Raw genomic sequence first — 12,451 nt, forward strand, 5'->3', positions numbered from 1 at the left:
CTTAGTCGGTAGTCGGGTTCAGCGGTTGCTCGTGGTTATTCGCGGCCAGTGCGTTGACCACCGGGTTGGCATACATATCCAGCAAATAAGGGCGGATCGCCGGGTCACAGGCCTCCAGCCGGCGCTCCATTTCTGCCGTGGCAGCGTCCATATCGGCCGGAGACCAGGTCTCGGCGGTTACCACGCTCTCACTCACGCTGCCCGGAGTCTCATGGGCATCCGGGTGAACTCCCCGCATCTGGTACGCCACCAGATTGGAGGCGTGCAGGTGGTAATTGGCGTGCATTTCATGGTCAATGCGTGCGGCCAGTGCTTTCGGGTTGTCCGGTGAATCGGCAATCGGGGCCCCGAAATGGACATGAACGTGGCCTTTAAAGCCCGTCAGCCCTTTAACGATCTGGTCTGTGTCTTCGCCTTCCGTCTTCTGATAGGCGCCGGTCCGGCCCCGCACTTCCAGTTCTTTGGCCTTGTCGGCATCGCAGGGGTCGTATTCGTAGGCAATGGATACCGGCACGATGTGAAGGCGGTTCATGGCTTCATCGAACGCCAGCCCCGATTTTTTCCGGCTCATGTAGAACATCTTGATGATCGCCGGGTCGGTAGCGTCAATGCCGTCTTTCGCGCGGCCTTCGCGCTGAGCAATCCAGATGCTGTGATTGGTATCAATGCTGTGATTGATAAAGCCGGAAAGCGTGAGGTAGGCATCACGCATTTCCCTTGGGCTGGTCATGTTACGGCGCACCACAAAACTCTTGTTCAGCCGCATCATTTCCGCAAACACCCGATTGGAGAGCAGGTTGTCGCCAATGGCAATCCGGGTTGTGTGGAAGCCGTTCTGGAACAGCAGGTAGTTGACCACCATCGGGTCAAAAACAATGTCCCGGTGATTGGAAATAAACAGATGGGCGCTGTTCTTGCTGAGATTTTCCAGGCCACTGTGGGTGACGCGGGTGGTGGTATTTTCCACCAGTTCTCCGACGTATTTCGAAACCCCGGCCTGCATATCATCTACCCGGGTGTAATGCCCGAAATGGCTGACCAGCCAGCGGCGAATGAACATCCTCAGAACGCCCGGCGCCCATTTTGCAACGGTTGGCGACTTGAACCGCCCAACCATATCCAGGAATTCCCGGTCGTTAACCAACCTCTGGATGGTTGGCGCGGTTTCTTCATCCGAATAGGGACGGATTGCGTCAAATTCCTGCATGCAAGCCCTGTTGTTGTTCGCAGCGTTGATCACAGTGTACGAAAGGGGCGCTATTGTATCCTTTCTCTTGCCGGTTTGCCTCCACCCGAATGGCCAGTTGACCAAACATCCGGAAGGATCTGGTAGAATCGCGCTGCTTAATCACTCCGCCACGGGCCGACCACTGAATGTACATGGACCAGGACTTCGACCAACTCGCCACTGAACCACCCACCGCTGCGGGCCGAAATCCGGAGCAGGTTCTGCACGAGGTCTTTGGTTACGAGAGTTTTCGGCCCCTGCAGGGGGATATTGTCCGGGAAGTGGTCAACGGCGGTGATGCCCTTGTGTTGATGCCCACCGGGGGCGGTAAATCCCTGTGTTACCAGGTGCCCGCTCTGGTCCGGCCCGGCACCGCCATTGTGATCTCACCGCTGATCGCGCTTATGCAGGATCAGGTGGCGGCGCTACGCGAGCTTGGAGTGAGAGCGGCGTTCCTGAATTCCACCATGGATTTCGAACAGGCCCGTGCCACCGAATACGCCCTGGCGACCGGCGAGCTGGACCTGCTCTATTGCGCGCCGGAACGGCTGATTCAGCCGCGAACCATTGAGCTGCTGCATAACGCGTCCCTGTCGTTGTTTGCCATAGACGAGGCTCACTGCGTCTCCCAGTGGGGGCACGATTTCCGGTCCGACTACCTTCAACTGAGCATGCTGGCCCAGGAATTTCCCGGCATCCCCCGTATCGCACTGACAGCGACCGCTGATGAGCGCACGCGAAAAGAGATTGCTGAACGGCTGTCGCTGACAAACGCCCGGCATTTCATCAGTGGCTTTGATCGCCCGAACATTCAGTATCGGATTACACCAAAGACCAACGCAAACAAACAGTTGTTGGATTTTATTAAAGCAGAGCATGAAGGTGATTGCGGTATTGTCTATTGCTTGTCCCGAAACAAGGTCGATGCCACCGCCCGATTACTGAGCAGCAAGGGCTATACCGCACTGCCCTACCATGCCGGGCTGAGCGCCGAAGACCGCGCCCGCAATCAGGAGCGCTTTCTCAGGGAAGACGGCGTTATTGTGGTGGCAACCATTGCCTTTGGCATGGGCATCGATAAACCTGATGTGCGTTTTGTCGCCCATATGGACCTTCCCAAAAGCCTGGAAGCCTATTACCAGGAAACGGGCCGGGCGGGCCGGGATGGCAAGCCGTCCACCGCGTGGATGGTGTATGGCCTGCAGGATGTCATCAAACTCCGGCAGATGCTGGAGGCCTCTCAGGGTAACGATCAGTTCAAGCGGGTTGAGCGACAGAAACTGGATGCCATGCTTGGGCTGTGCGAAGTGACCCAGTGCCGGCGACAAGTTTTGTTGCATTATTTCGGAGACAATCTGGAGACTCCCTGCGGAAACTGCGATACCTGCCTGAACCCTCCGGAAACCTGGGATGGCACGGTGGCGGTGCAGAAGGCCCTCTCCTGCGTGTACCGCACCGGCCAGCGTTTTGGCGTTAACTACGTCATTGATGTACTTCGCGGGTCAGAGAATGAACGAATCCTGCAATCCGGCCACCAGGCGATCACCACCTATGGCATCGGTCAGGAACTGTCAGCGAACGAATGGAAGTCGGTATTCCGGCAACTGGTGGCGAACGGATACCTGCGGGCAGACCCTGAGGGCTATGGCGCGCTTCAGCTAACCGAGCGCTGCCGCCCCCTGCTCAAGGGCGCACAGGCGATTGAACTCCGGAAAGACCCGGTGGTCCGCAACACCGCTGGTGGTAAGTCATCAACGAGCCGCCGTAGCGGCCAGAACGTGCGGGACCAGATTACCGACCACGCCGGGTGGGATGCGTTGCGGGCCTGCCGCAAAGAGCTGGCGGACAAGCAGGGCGTGCCGCCCTACGTGATCTTCCACGACACAACCCTGTTCGACATGCTTGAACGCCGCCCTTCCACCCTGGAGGAGCTGGCCGAGGTCAGCGGCGTGGGCGCCGCCAAGCTGGAAAAGTATGGCGATGTTTTCCTGCAGGCGCTACGCTCTATCAATCCTGAGGCTTGAACCCCTTCTTGCGCACCCGGTAATGGGCGATGGAGGTGGCAACGTGGTTGCCTTCTTCATCTCTCAGAATGCCTTCCAGAGTAAATTTAGCCCTACCGGTGGCGTCTGCATCGGCAAGGATGGCAGCCACCGCCTCTGGTGGTAGTTCAAATTCCACGGTCACATCTGAATTGGCCGGCTGCAGAAACTCCAGAGTCATTTCCTTCAGAATTGGCGTATAGGCAGGGCCAAGGTCGAAGAGGGTCAACACCCCACCGGGAATCTCCGCCACCAGGAAATAGGCGCCAGCATACAGGCTACCAAAGTGGTTTTTATTGCCCTTGAGGCGCACGCGGGCTTTGACGTAGCCCGGGCGAAGCTCCTCAACGCTGAAGTGATTACGTGGCGCGAACGGTATCGCCATACCAATAATGCGGTTAACCGCAGCATAACTGCCGGTCTTCTTGAGCCATTCCAGCGGTTGCAGCAGCGTCGCCTTGGGGTCACTGGAGCTTACCCATTGGCCGGCGGTGCCAATCAGAGAATCAATAAGAGCCATAAAGCCATATCCTGAAGTACAGAAAAGGCGATCTTTACAGTCAGATACGGCTACTTCAAGAATCTTTTACAGTTTTTTTGAAACCTGTACGTTTCGAATAACGCTTTCTGATCTAAGCTGTAGCCAATGTCTGTAACGTTACCGTTGCTTGCAGCCGGATAACAGGGAAAGGGCACGCAGTTGTACACATTCAATAAAATGATAACGCGCCTCTGGCCAGTTCTGGCGCTTGCGGCGTGCATTCACGTTCAGCCAACGGCTGCGTCCGAATCCAAATCGGCTCCCACACGAGACTACATACTCTGGTACCGCAACTACGATAACCCGGCCATTCGCAATCTGGTTGAACTCGCATTGCGCAAAACCTCGGAGTACGGTGAGTTCCAGATTATCCGCAGCGAAGAAATAAGCCAGGGGCGCGCCCTTCGGGAATTGGCTAACCCTCGGAGCCGGATTCTGGATATTGCGAACGTGGCGACGTCAGAAGAGCGGGAAACATTTCTGAACGCCATTCCGGTACCTGTGGACGGCGGACTGCTCGGATTCAGGGTATGCCTAGTGTTGCCGGAACAGCTCAATCTGTTTGAGGGGGTATCCAGCCTGGACGACCTGCGCCAGCGAGATATCCGTATTGGCCAGGGCGCACACTGGCCAGACACCCCGATTCTCGAAGCTAACGGCATTACCGTGATCACCCACACCCGCTATGAAATACTCTTTGGTATGCTTCGCAATAAACGCTTCGACTGTTACGCCCGCGGTGTGAGCGAAGTGCTGTTCGACCTCGAACATAACAAAGCCGACGACCTGGTAATCGAGCCAAACATCCTGCTGGCCTACGCCATGCCATCCTACCTTTTTGTGGCCCCGGACGATCACGAAACCGCGCAACGCCTGCAACTGGGTCTGGAGCGAGCGATCCTGGACGGCAGCTTCGCGGTGTATCTGAAAAACTGGTTTGGCAGAGCGGTATCATCACTGGGCCTTGATCGGCGCACAGTAATCACGTTGGAGAATCCGTATCTTAGTGAAGAATCCAGATATGTCGGGCGTCGAACCCTGGAAAACCTGGAGCGCCGCGTTGAGCTACTGAGTGTCGGAGACTAGCGGGCCATCCCTGGCCGCCACGAATTACACCCGGAAACGGGTTACCTTGTCATTCAGCACACTGCCGATAGTCTCGATGTGGCCACTGTAAACATCGTTCTCGCTGGCCGCCTTGGCCGCTTCCTGGCCCTGGTCAGCAATGCGGGTGATGGACGCATTCAACTCTTCGGTCACCGATGTCTGCTCCTCGGAGGCCGTGGCGATCTGTGAGGTCATCTGACTGATGGCGGTAATCGCCTCCACAATCCGGTTCAGAGACTCCATCGCATCCTGCGCTTTTTCCATACTCACGTTGGATACCGCCGTAGAGGCTTTCATAACGTCTACCGCATCGTTGGCGCCTTTCTGCAGCCGCTCGATCATGTTGTTGATTTCTTCGGTGGAAGACTGGGTACGCTGAGCGAGATTCCGAACCTCATCAGCCACCACCGCAAATCCGCGTCCCGCATCCCCTGCCCGCGCCGCTTCAATGGCCGCGTTCAGTGCCAGCAGATTGGTTTGTTCCGCAATGCCCTGAATGACTTCAAGTACAGTCGTAATCGACGAAACATCCTTACCAAGGGTGTCGATAACCTCGGCGGCGGCGTTTATTTCACCCACCAGCTTCTGCACCGCATCCCGCGAGGCGGTGACGGTCTCCAGGGAACCCCGGCTTTCCTGGTCTGCATTCTCTGCAGCTTCCGCAGTTTGCTGGGCATTCTGGGCAATCTCACCCGCCGCCGCGGACATTTCGTTAATTGCCGTCGCGATCATGTCGATCTCATGCTGCTGGTTTTCAACACTGGAGCGACTGTCGCTGGACGTCTGTCGGAGCGACTTTACGTTCTCCTCCAGTTCGTCGCTGCCCTCTTTTACTTCTTTTACAACCTGCTGGATGTTCTCAACAAAGCTATTAAAGCTGCGCGCCAACTGCCCAAACTCATCAGACGCAGAGTCATCAAGACGCTTGGTAAGATCCGCATCTCCGGAAGCGATGCGAGACATGGCGCCATTAAGCCTGCGAACCGGCGCAAGAAGGAAGCTTATCGCAAAGTAGAGCAAGACAAGCGCAACAATCAGCCCTACCCCGGCGATGATCAGGCCCATAGTCCGAGCCTCGACGATGGGAGCACTGATCAGGTTTTCATTCACGAACGTAACCAGGTACCAGTCCACGGCCCGGGCTTCGCTGATGGGGTGAAAGCTGACACTCCACTCGGCACCCTCGCTCTCAAATCCCTGCAGAGAACCGTCCAGAACCGGCTGCTGACCGATCATGCCGCTGATGTTCTTGCCAACAATCTCGCTGTTGGGGTGAAACAGGACCGTGCCGGAATTGTTGATTAACGCCGCATAGCCCGTCTCTGCCAGGGTAATGGTCGATAGCATCTGATCGATTGTGTTGAGACTGATATCCATACCGGCCACGCCAACATAATTGCCCCGCTTGATTGGCGCCATGGCGGAAATAATGGTCTCGTCCGAGGTTGCATCCAGGTACGGATCGGTAAACGACGCCTGCCCCAAACGCTGGGCTTTCTGGTACCAGGGGCGTACCCGGGGGTCATAATCGGGTGGAAGCGTGGCTTCTACTTCGGCACTTCGCATCAGCATGCGGCCATCTTCGGTGCCGGCGTACACGTCCTTGATGTTGCCACCTTCGGTCATGGCTTCCATGAGAACGCGGGCGTTATCGTCGTTGCGAGTCCGTTCCAGCGCCTTCGCCGTCGCTTCCGCCATATCCAGGCGCGTATTGAGCCAATCGGCAATACTCGACGTACTCTGGGCCACTGCATCGCTCATCAGCGCGCTAACGTAGCGATCGGTCGTTGAGCGGAGCCGAATATCGTTGGAAATTGTCAGGGCGCCCATAATCAACACGATCAGGGAGCCAATTGCGATCAGCAATTTCTGGGCGAATGATAGGTTCAAGCTGACGGTCTCCAATCAGGGTCAAAAACAAATTGCATTTATCATTTAGTGTAGTCGAAACATACTTACTAACGGCAGATCCTGCGAAGTCTTGAACACTCTTTGCTAGAATGCTGAGATCACAGCACATTCGCCAGACACGACAGGGAGAACCCTATGGCCCATGAAGAGCTCCACCTGAATCTGCGTAACCTGACCCTTGATGACTACGGCCAGTTGCAAGAGTTGATGGATCGGGTTTACGACGACATTGGTGGCGCGTGGCCAAAAGAAACCATCAAGGCTCTGGTAGAACAGTTTCCGGATGGCCAGATCTGTATCGAAGACAACGGCCAGTTGGTGGCGGTGGCGCTCACGGTATGCGTGAAATACGAAAGATTCAGCAACCCTCACGCCTACGACGACCTGATTCTGCGTAACGAGAAAATCTGGCACAACCCCAACGGCGATTCGCTTTACGGCCTGGATGTGTTTATAGACCCCGAATACCGGGGCTATCGACTGGGGCGTCGCCTGTATGAAGCACGAAAAGAGCTCTGTCGTTCCATGAACCTGCGGGCCATCCTCGCCGGAGGGCGGATTCCCAGCTACTTCAAGTACGCCGAGCAATACACTCCGGAAGAATACATTCAGCGCGTTGATCGCAAGGAAATCTACGACCCGATCCTGACGTTCCAGCTTTCCAACGATTTCCAGGTTACCCGGCTGATGCACAAATACCTGCCGGAAGACCAGAAATCCCTCGGATATGCAACGTTGCTGGAGTGGAGAAACATTCTCTATACGCCTCCCTCATCGGTACTCAACGTCAAAAAAACCCAGGTGCGCATGGGGGCGGTGCAGTGGCAGATGCGGGAATTCACCTCGGTGGAGGAGGTGCTCAAGCAGGTTGAGTACTTCGTGGACGCACTGTCGGATTATAAAAGCGACTTTGCCCTGTTCCCGGAATTTTTCAACGCGCCGCTGATGGGGCTGACCGACCAGATGGATCAGACCCGTGCCATTCGGTTCCTCGCCGGCTTTACCGAACAGTTCCGCAACGAAATGTCGGAAATGGCCGTCAGTTACAACATCAACATTATCACCGGCTCCATGCCGCTGATTGAAGATGACCGGGTCTACAACGTCTCATACCTGTGCCACCGTGACGGTCGTGTAGACGAGCAGCGCAAGGTCCACATCACCCCTCACGAACGTCGCGACTGGGTTATTGAGGGTGGTGATAAATTCCAGGTATTCGATACCGATGCCGGCCGTGTCGCCATCATGATCTGCTACGACATTGAGTTTCCGGAACTGGGCCGTATCGCCGCCAGTCAGGATGTGGACATTATCTGTGTCCCCTTCTGGACCGATACCAAGAACGGCTATTTGCGCGTGCGCCATTGTGCCCAGGCCCGGGCCATAGAAAACGAGTGCTACGTGGTGATTACCGGCAGCGTGGGCAACCTGCCGAAAGTGGAAAACCTGGATGTTCAGTACGCCCAGTCTTCGGTATTCTCGCCGTCGGATTTCGCATTCCCTCATGATGCAGTGATGGCAGAAACCACACCGAACACCGAAATGATCATGTTTTCAGATATGGATCTGGAAAAGCTCAAACTGGTCAGAAACGAAGGTTCTGTCACCAATCTGAAAGATCGACGTGTTGACCTTTACGAGCTGAAAACCCGGTAATGGGCAGATTTGGCCCCGCACAGGGGGCCAAATCCTGATTATTTCCATGAACGGGCTGCGGTAGATAGCTGACGGCATTGCCAAAAGTTTCTGGCCCGTCTATTGTTTAATTAATGTTCAGTATATATCTGGCCGACCTCAATAGCAGAGCAAGCGTTCCATGAACGAAGAACTACCGGACCTGGTCGCGCGTTTCCGAATCCGACACGGCATTTTTCGCAAGGAAACCGTGGAAGCGCGACTTTATGAACTCGACAGTTACGGCTGCGTGATGAAAACGGACAAACTGTTTGAACCCGGGGATACCGTGGTTCTCGACCTTGTTATGGATATGCCGTTTGAAGAAATCCGTGCCGAAGGCCTGACCGGCCTGGTTACCGAAAAGAGAAAACACTGTAGCAACTTCTTCTACTCACTTGATTTTGTTGAGCTAAATGCTCGAGACGAATCGCCGCTCTCTGACAAACTGCGGCGCATAAGAGAAGTTGTTCTCAAGAAACAGAGCCTGAAATCCCGGCGTGGGTCGAGTCCCGCTTCCGGTATGCGACAAATGGCCTGATGCCCGTTCACTTCACCCGCACTTCCCTTCCGTAAGGAGACACTCCATGGCAAAGAAAGCCAAGCCAAGCGTTGATAAGATCGTCAAGAAAGTAAACAAAGAGTTCGAGAAAACATCCGCCCAGATCGAAGGGCTGATTAACGACGCACTGAAGCAGTTCGACAACCTGCAGAACCAGGTTCAGGAGCCGGTACGCAAGCTCCTGAAAGACATGGATGAGCTGCGTGATCGTGAAATGAAGCGCTTTAACGACGAATTTGAGCGCCGCATGAATGAATTCCACGAACTGCAGTCGGCATTGCTGGAGCGCCTGGGTATCGCTTCAAAGGAAACTGGCAAGTCAGTGTCCAAGTCCGGCGAATCAACCTCGAAGGCCAGTGGTACCAAGAAAGCGGCTCCGGCCAAGAAAACCGCCGCTGCCAAGCCGGCCGCCAAGAAAACGAGCACTGCCAAGCCCAAGGCCGCAGCTCCGAAGAAATCGGCCAAGCCGGCAGACAAGTCTGACCTTACCCGCGTGAAGGGCATTGGCCCGGCAACCGCAAAGAAAATGAAAGAGGCTGGCATTACCTCCATCGACCAGATTGCCAACCCCAGCGATGCGGACAAGCAGAAGCTGGAAGCATTCAAGAGCCTGAAAGGGTTCAGCGAGTTGTCTGCCGAAGCGAAAAAGGTACTCTGAAACCTATCTCGCAACCCCATGGCTTGAAATAAGGGGTAGGCCCGTCGGCCTACCCTTTTTTGCATCTGACCAGGGCGAGTTCCAGGCTTTCCAGTTCGCTCTCCGGGGTAAATCCAGACGCAAGGGCATTTACCTTCGCTCGCAGTTCCGCCAGGAATTCCGCGTCGGTTTCCGCACGTAACATCAGGCTCGCCAGTGCTTTATCGTCTTTAACCGGAAAATAGCCGGGATAGTCATCGCCCAGCAAACCACGGTTGCCGGGAATATCAGAGGCAAGAATCGGCAAGCCCGCCCGACAGGCTTCCGACACCACATTCGCCCCACCCTCCATGATGGAACTGATCACCATAAGATTACTCACGGCCATCAGGTGCTCCAGCTTTGGCTTGTCCAACTCACCCAGATAATGAAACCGGGGATTGGACCGGCTTTCTTCCAGCGCCTTTTCCCGCCACGCCTCGTTGTGGGCCTTGCCGGCGCAGGAAACCACAATGCGGGATTGCTCAGGAAGGTGGTAGCAGGCCCAGGCAGCACGCAGAGAATCCTTTTCGTCACGCAGATGGCCAATAACGCAAACGTGGAACTGGTCCTTTTCTGCCCGGGCGCTGCCCGCCACTGACGGCTTGGACGCGGATTGCCGCAGGCACAGCAATTTGTCGTGGTAGCGTTCGGGAATATCCTCGGCCACCAGATCATGCAGCCCGATCAACAGATCAGCGGCGTCCATGGAGGCCCATGTGATGTCCGGAAACTCGCACTGAAAGCGGTATATGTCTGTGCCGGTAAGTACCACGATCAAAGGTTTATCGGGCCATGTTTCCCGGTACCGCTTAACCGCCTCAGCACTTCGCCAGGCGTGCAGGGCAATCAGGCAGTCCGTTTCCTGGCCCTGATATTCTGTCACCACTTCCACCTGATGACTGACTGCTTCCAGCAGACCCTGCCAGCGCAGTGCGGTGGCCCGATTACCTGCTTTTGAATCCGGGCCGGCTGGAGTTACTATGGTCAATCGCATGGCGGTCACTTGTTCTGATTTTGAAAAATTCTGCCTGTGGCACTGCGCCAGGTAAAGCCTTCCCTCGTATACCGGTTCAGACTTGATGGAAATCACGTTATCCTGACTGGGTTTTCAGGTACATGGCAACGTTTTTCACCAAACCCCACCTCGCAAAGGAATGATTCATGATGGCAATCAGCAACCTCAGAAAATGGCTGGCGACGAGCCTGCTTTCGCTGGCAGCGGCAACCACCGTTCAGGCAGACACTTTCGTATTCACCGCCATTCCGGATGAAGATGAAACCAAACTGGTCGAGCGCTTTCGTGGCGTGGCTGACTATCTTCAGGAGCAACTGGATGTTGAGGTGCGGTACATCCCGGTGAAATCCTACGCCGCTGCGGTATCGGCTTTCCGCAACAACCAGGTACAACTGGCGTGGTTTGGGGGCTTGTCTGGTGTTCAGGCCCGTCGATTGGTTCCGGGTTCCGAAGCCATTGCTCAAGGCGTTGAAGACGAAGCCTTCGAGACCTACTTTATCGCCAACACCAGCACTGGAATTCAGCCGGCCGACAGCCTGGATGAGCTGGAAGACGAGCTGCGCGGAAAAACCTTTACCTTCGGTTCAAAAGGTTCGACCTCGGGCCGCCTCATGCCCGAGTTCTACATTCGGGATGTCTTCAATGAAGCGCCGGATTCCCTGTTCTCCCGGGTTGGTTTCAGTGGCAACCATACCCGTACCCTTCGCCTGGTCGAGGCCGGAACCTATGAAGTGGGCGCCCTGAACTTCCAGGTTTGGGAAAAAGAACTGGAAAACGGCAACATCGATACTGATTCCGTTCAGGTAATCTGGAAAACGCCTTCCTACCCGGATTATCAGTGGACCATCCGTGGCGATGTCGACGAGCGTTTTGGTGATGGCTTCAAGCAGAAGGTCACCGAAGCCCTGCTGAAGCTGGACGATCCTGCCTTGCTGGAGAGCTTCCCCCGCTCCGGCTTCATTCCGGCGTCCAATGACGACTACGAGCCCATTCGTGCAACAGCGGAAAACATCGGAATTCTCGATTGATGTCAGGCTTTGATTTCCATGGCCTGACCGCCAGTTTCGATGGAGAGCGGGTTATCGGCCCGCTCTCCTTCCGCATCAATGAAGGGGAACACGTTGGTCTGGTTGGCAAAAGTGGTGCCGGCAAATCCACGCTTATCCGCTTGCTTTATGACCGGCTCGAAGGCAAGGCTTCACTCGTTCCCCAGGGCCTGGGATTGGTCAATGCCCTTCCTGTCTTCCACAATGTGTTTATGGGGCAACTGGACCAGCATGCCACCTGGTACAACACGCTTACGCTGATCCGTCCGTTCCGGCGGGACAAAGACGCCATCCGGGCGTTACTGACCAAACTGGGTATACCAGAAAAACTCTGGATTCCCGCGGCAGCACTGTCTGGCGGCCAACGGCAACGGGTGGCCATTGCGCGGGCACTCTATCGGCAGGCGCCAACTCTGTTGGCCGATGAGCCCATTTCCGCCCTGGACGGGCCAATGGCCCAGCAGGTGATGACCATGCTTACCAATCAATTCACCACCAGTATTGTTGCCCTGCACGATGTGGAGATGGCTCTGGCACACTGTACCCGCATCATCGGTATTCAGGACGGCCAGATTGCCCTGGACCAGCCGGCCAGTGAGCTGACCGCCGCTGACATTTCCGTTCTCTACTGACAGGCACCGACTCT

The 12,451-nt window shown here is 55.7% G+C and carries 11 protein-coding genes; 7 read left to right on the plus strand and 4 right to left on the minus strand.

What is annotated here, in order from left to right; genetic code table 11:
• Nucleotide 1: 1 nt before the first annotated feature.
• Nucleotides 2-1,207 carry a 1-acyl-sn-glycerol-3-phosphate acyltransferase gene (locus ACAM27_RS11330; RefSeq protein ID WP_023010268.1) on the minus strand — a complete coding sequence of 402 codons (1,206 nt, stop codon included), beginning with the start codon at nucleotides 1,205-1,207 and terminating at the stop codon, nucleotides 2-4.
• A gap of 173 nt (nucleotides 1,208-1,380) precedes the next feature.
• On the opposite strand from ACAM27_RS11330, the gene recQ reads away from it, so the two are divergent.
• A complete protein-coding gene (gene recQ, locus ACAM27_RS11335; protein WP_023010269.1) occupies nucleotides 1,381-3,252 on the plus strand; it encodes a DNA helicase RecQ in 1,872 nt (623 codons plus the stop codon).
• Here recQ and ACAM27_RS11340 read toward each other — a convergent pair.
• Complete coding sequence (locus ACAM27_RS11340) at nucleotides 3,236-3,790, minus strand: YiiD C-terminal domain-containing protein (protein WP_023010197.1); 555 nt, start codon at nucleotides 3,788-3,790, stop codon at nucleotides 3,236-3,238. The two genes, recQ and ACAM27_RS11340, sit on opposite strands and share 17 nt — an antisense overlap.
• A 198-nt stretch (nucleotides 3,791-3,988) precedes the next feature.
• Between ACAM27_RS11340 and ACAM27_RS11345 the strand changes: the two genes are divergently transcribed.
• Nucleotides 3,989-4,897, plus strand: a complete 909-nt coding sequence (locus ACAM27_RS11345) for a transporter substrate-binding domain-containing protein (protein WP_222197566.1) — start codon at nucleotides 3,989-3,991, stop codon at nucleotides 4,895-4,897.
• 24 nt (nucleotides 4,898-4,921) lie between these two features.
• Here ACAM27_RS11345 and ACAM27_RS11350 read toward each other — a convergent pair whose 3' ends face one another.
• Nucleotides 4,922-6,808 carry a methyl-accepting chemotaxis protein gene (locus tag ACAM27_RS11350; RefSeq protein ID WP_031210916.1) on the minus strand — a complete coding sequence of 629 codons (1,887 nt, stop codon included), beginning with the start codon at nucleotides 6,806-6,808 and terminating at the stop codon, nucleotides 4,922-4,924.
• A gap of 156 nt (nucleotides 6,809-6,964) precedes the next feature.
• On the opposite strand from ACAM27_RS11350, the gene ACAM27_RS11355 reads away from it, so the two are divergent.
• The 3 genes from ACAM27_RS11355 to ACAM27_RS11365 all read left to right on the plus strand — a co-directional run bounded on the left by ACAM27_RS11355 (nucleotide 6,965) and on the right by ACAM27_RS11365 (nucleotide 9,723).
• Nucleotides 6,965-8,485 (plus strand): bifunctional GNAT family N-acetyltransferase/carbon-nitrogen hydrolase family protein, encoded by a 1,521-nt coding sequence (locus tag ACAM27_RS11355; RefSeq protein WP_011784929.1) that lies wholly within the window; start codon nucleotides 6,965-6,967, stop codon nucleotides 8,483-8,485.
• A gap of 160 nt (nucleotides 8,486-8,645) precedes the next feature.
• A complete protein-coding gene (locus tag ACAM27_RS11360; protein ID WP_014421463.1) occupies nucleotides 8,646-9,044 on the plus strand; it encodes a hypothetical protein in 399 nt (132 codons plus the stop codon).
• Between the two features lie 46 nt (nucleotides 9,045-9,090).
• Nucleotides 9,091-9,723: a helix-hairpin-helix domain-containing protein gene (locus ACAM27_RS11365; RefSeq protein WP_023010270.1), complete on the plus strand. Its 633-nt coding sequence runs from the start codon at nucleotides 9,091-9,093 to the stop codon at nucleotides 9,721-9,723.
• Nucleotides 9,724-9,772: 49 nt separating this feature from the next.
• Here ACAM27_RS11365 and senB read toward each other — a convergent pair whose 3' ends face one another.
• Entirely contained in the window at nucleotides 9,773-10,738 is a 966-nt protein-coding gene (gene senB, locus ACAM27_RS11370; protein WP_222197564.1) for a selenoneine biosynthesis selenosugar synthase SenB, read from the minus strand.
• Between the two features lie 167 nt (nucleotides 10,739-10,905).
• On the opposite strand from senB, the gene ACAM27_RS11375 reads away from it, so the two are divergent.
• Both ACAM27_RS11375 and ACAM27_RS11380 read left to right on the plus strand, forming a co-directional pair.
• Entirely contained in the window at nucleotides 10,906-11,787 is an 882-nt protein-coding gene (locus ACAM27_RS11375; RefSeq protein ID WP_222197563.1) for a putative selenate ABC transporter substrate-binding protein, read from the plus strand.
• A complete protein-coding gene (locus tag ACAM27_RS11380; protein ID WP_014421459.1) occupies nucleotides 11,787-12,437 on the plus strand; it encodes an ATP-binding cassette domain-containing protein in 651 nt (216 codons plus the stop codon). The genes ACAM27_RS11375 and ACAM27_RS11380 overlap by 1 nt, the downstream gene beginning before the upstream one ends.
• Nucleotides 12,438-12,451: the final 14 nt, after the last annotated feature.

The organism is Marinobacter sp. RI1 (assembly GCF_041155085.1).
In the GTDB taxonomy this organism is placed as follows: Bacteria; Pseudomonadota; Gammaproteobacteria; order Pseudomonadales; family Oleiphilaceae; genus Marinobacter; species Marinobacter nauticus.

Bases quoted from the DNA above. Each gene is read 5' to 3' on its own strand.
- ACAM27_RS11330 (WP_023010268.1), bottom strand. From the start codon at position 1,207: ATGCAGGAATTTGACGCAATCCGTCCCTATTCGGATGAAGAAACCGCG.
- recQ (WP_023010269.1), top strand. From the start codon at position 1,381: ATGGACCAGGACTTCGACCAACTCGCCACTGAACCACCCACCGCTGCG.
- ACAM27_RS11340 (WP_023010197.1), bottom strand. From the start codon at position 3,790: ATGGCTCTTATTGATTCTCTGATTGGCACCGCCGGCCAATGGGTAAGC.
- ACAM27_RS11345 (WP_222197566.1), top strand. From the start codon at position 3,989: ATGATAACGCGCCTCTGGCCAGTTCTGGCGCTTGCGGCGTGCATTCAC.
- ACAM27_RS11355 (WP_011784929.1), top strand. From the start codon at position 6,965: ATGGCCCATGAAGAGCTCCACCTGAATCTGCGTAACCTGACCCTTGAT.
- ACAM27_RS11360 (WP_014421463.1), top strand. From the start codon at position 8,646: ATGAACGAAGAACTACCGGACCTGGTCGCGCGTTTCCGAATCCGACAC.
- ACAM27_RS11365 (WP_023010270.1), top strand. From the start codon at position 9,091: ATGGCAAAGAAAGCCAAGCCAAGCGTTGATAAGATCGTCAAGAAAGTA.
- senB (WP_222197564.1), bottom strand. From the start codon at position 10,738: ATGCGATTGACCATAGTAACTCCAGCCGGCCCGGATTCAAAAGCAGGT.
- ACAM27_RS11375 (WP_222197563.1), top strand. From the start codon at position 10,906: ATGATGGCAATCAGCAACCTCAGAAAATGGCTGGCGACGAGCCTGCTT.
- ACAM27_RS11380 (WP_014421459.1), top strand. From the start codon at position 11,787: ATGTCAGGCTTTGATTTCCATGGCCTGACCGCCAGTTTCGATGGAGAG.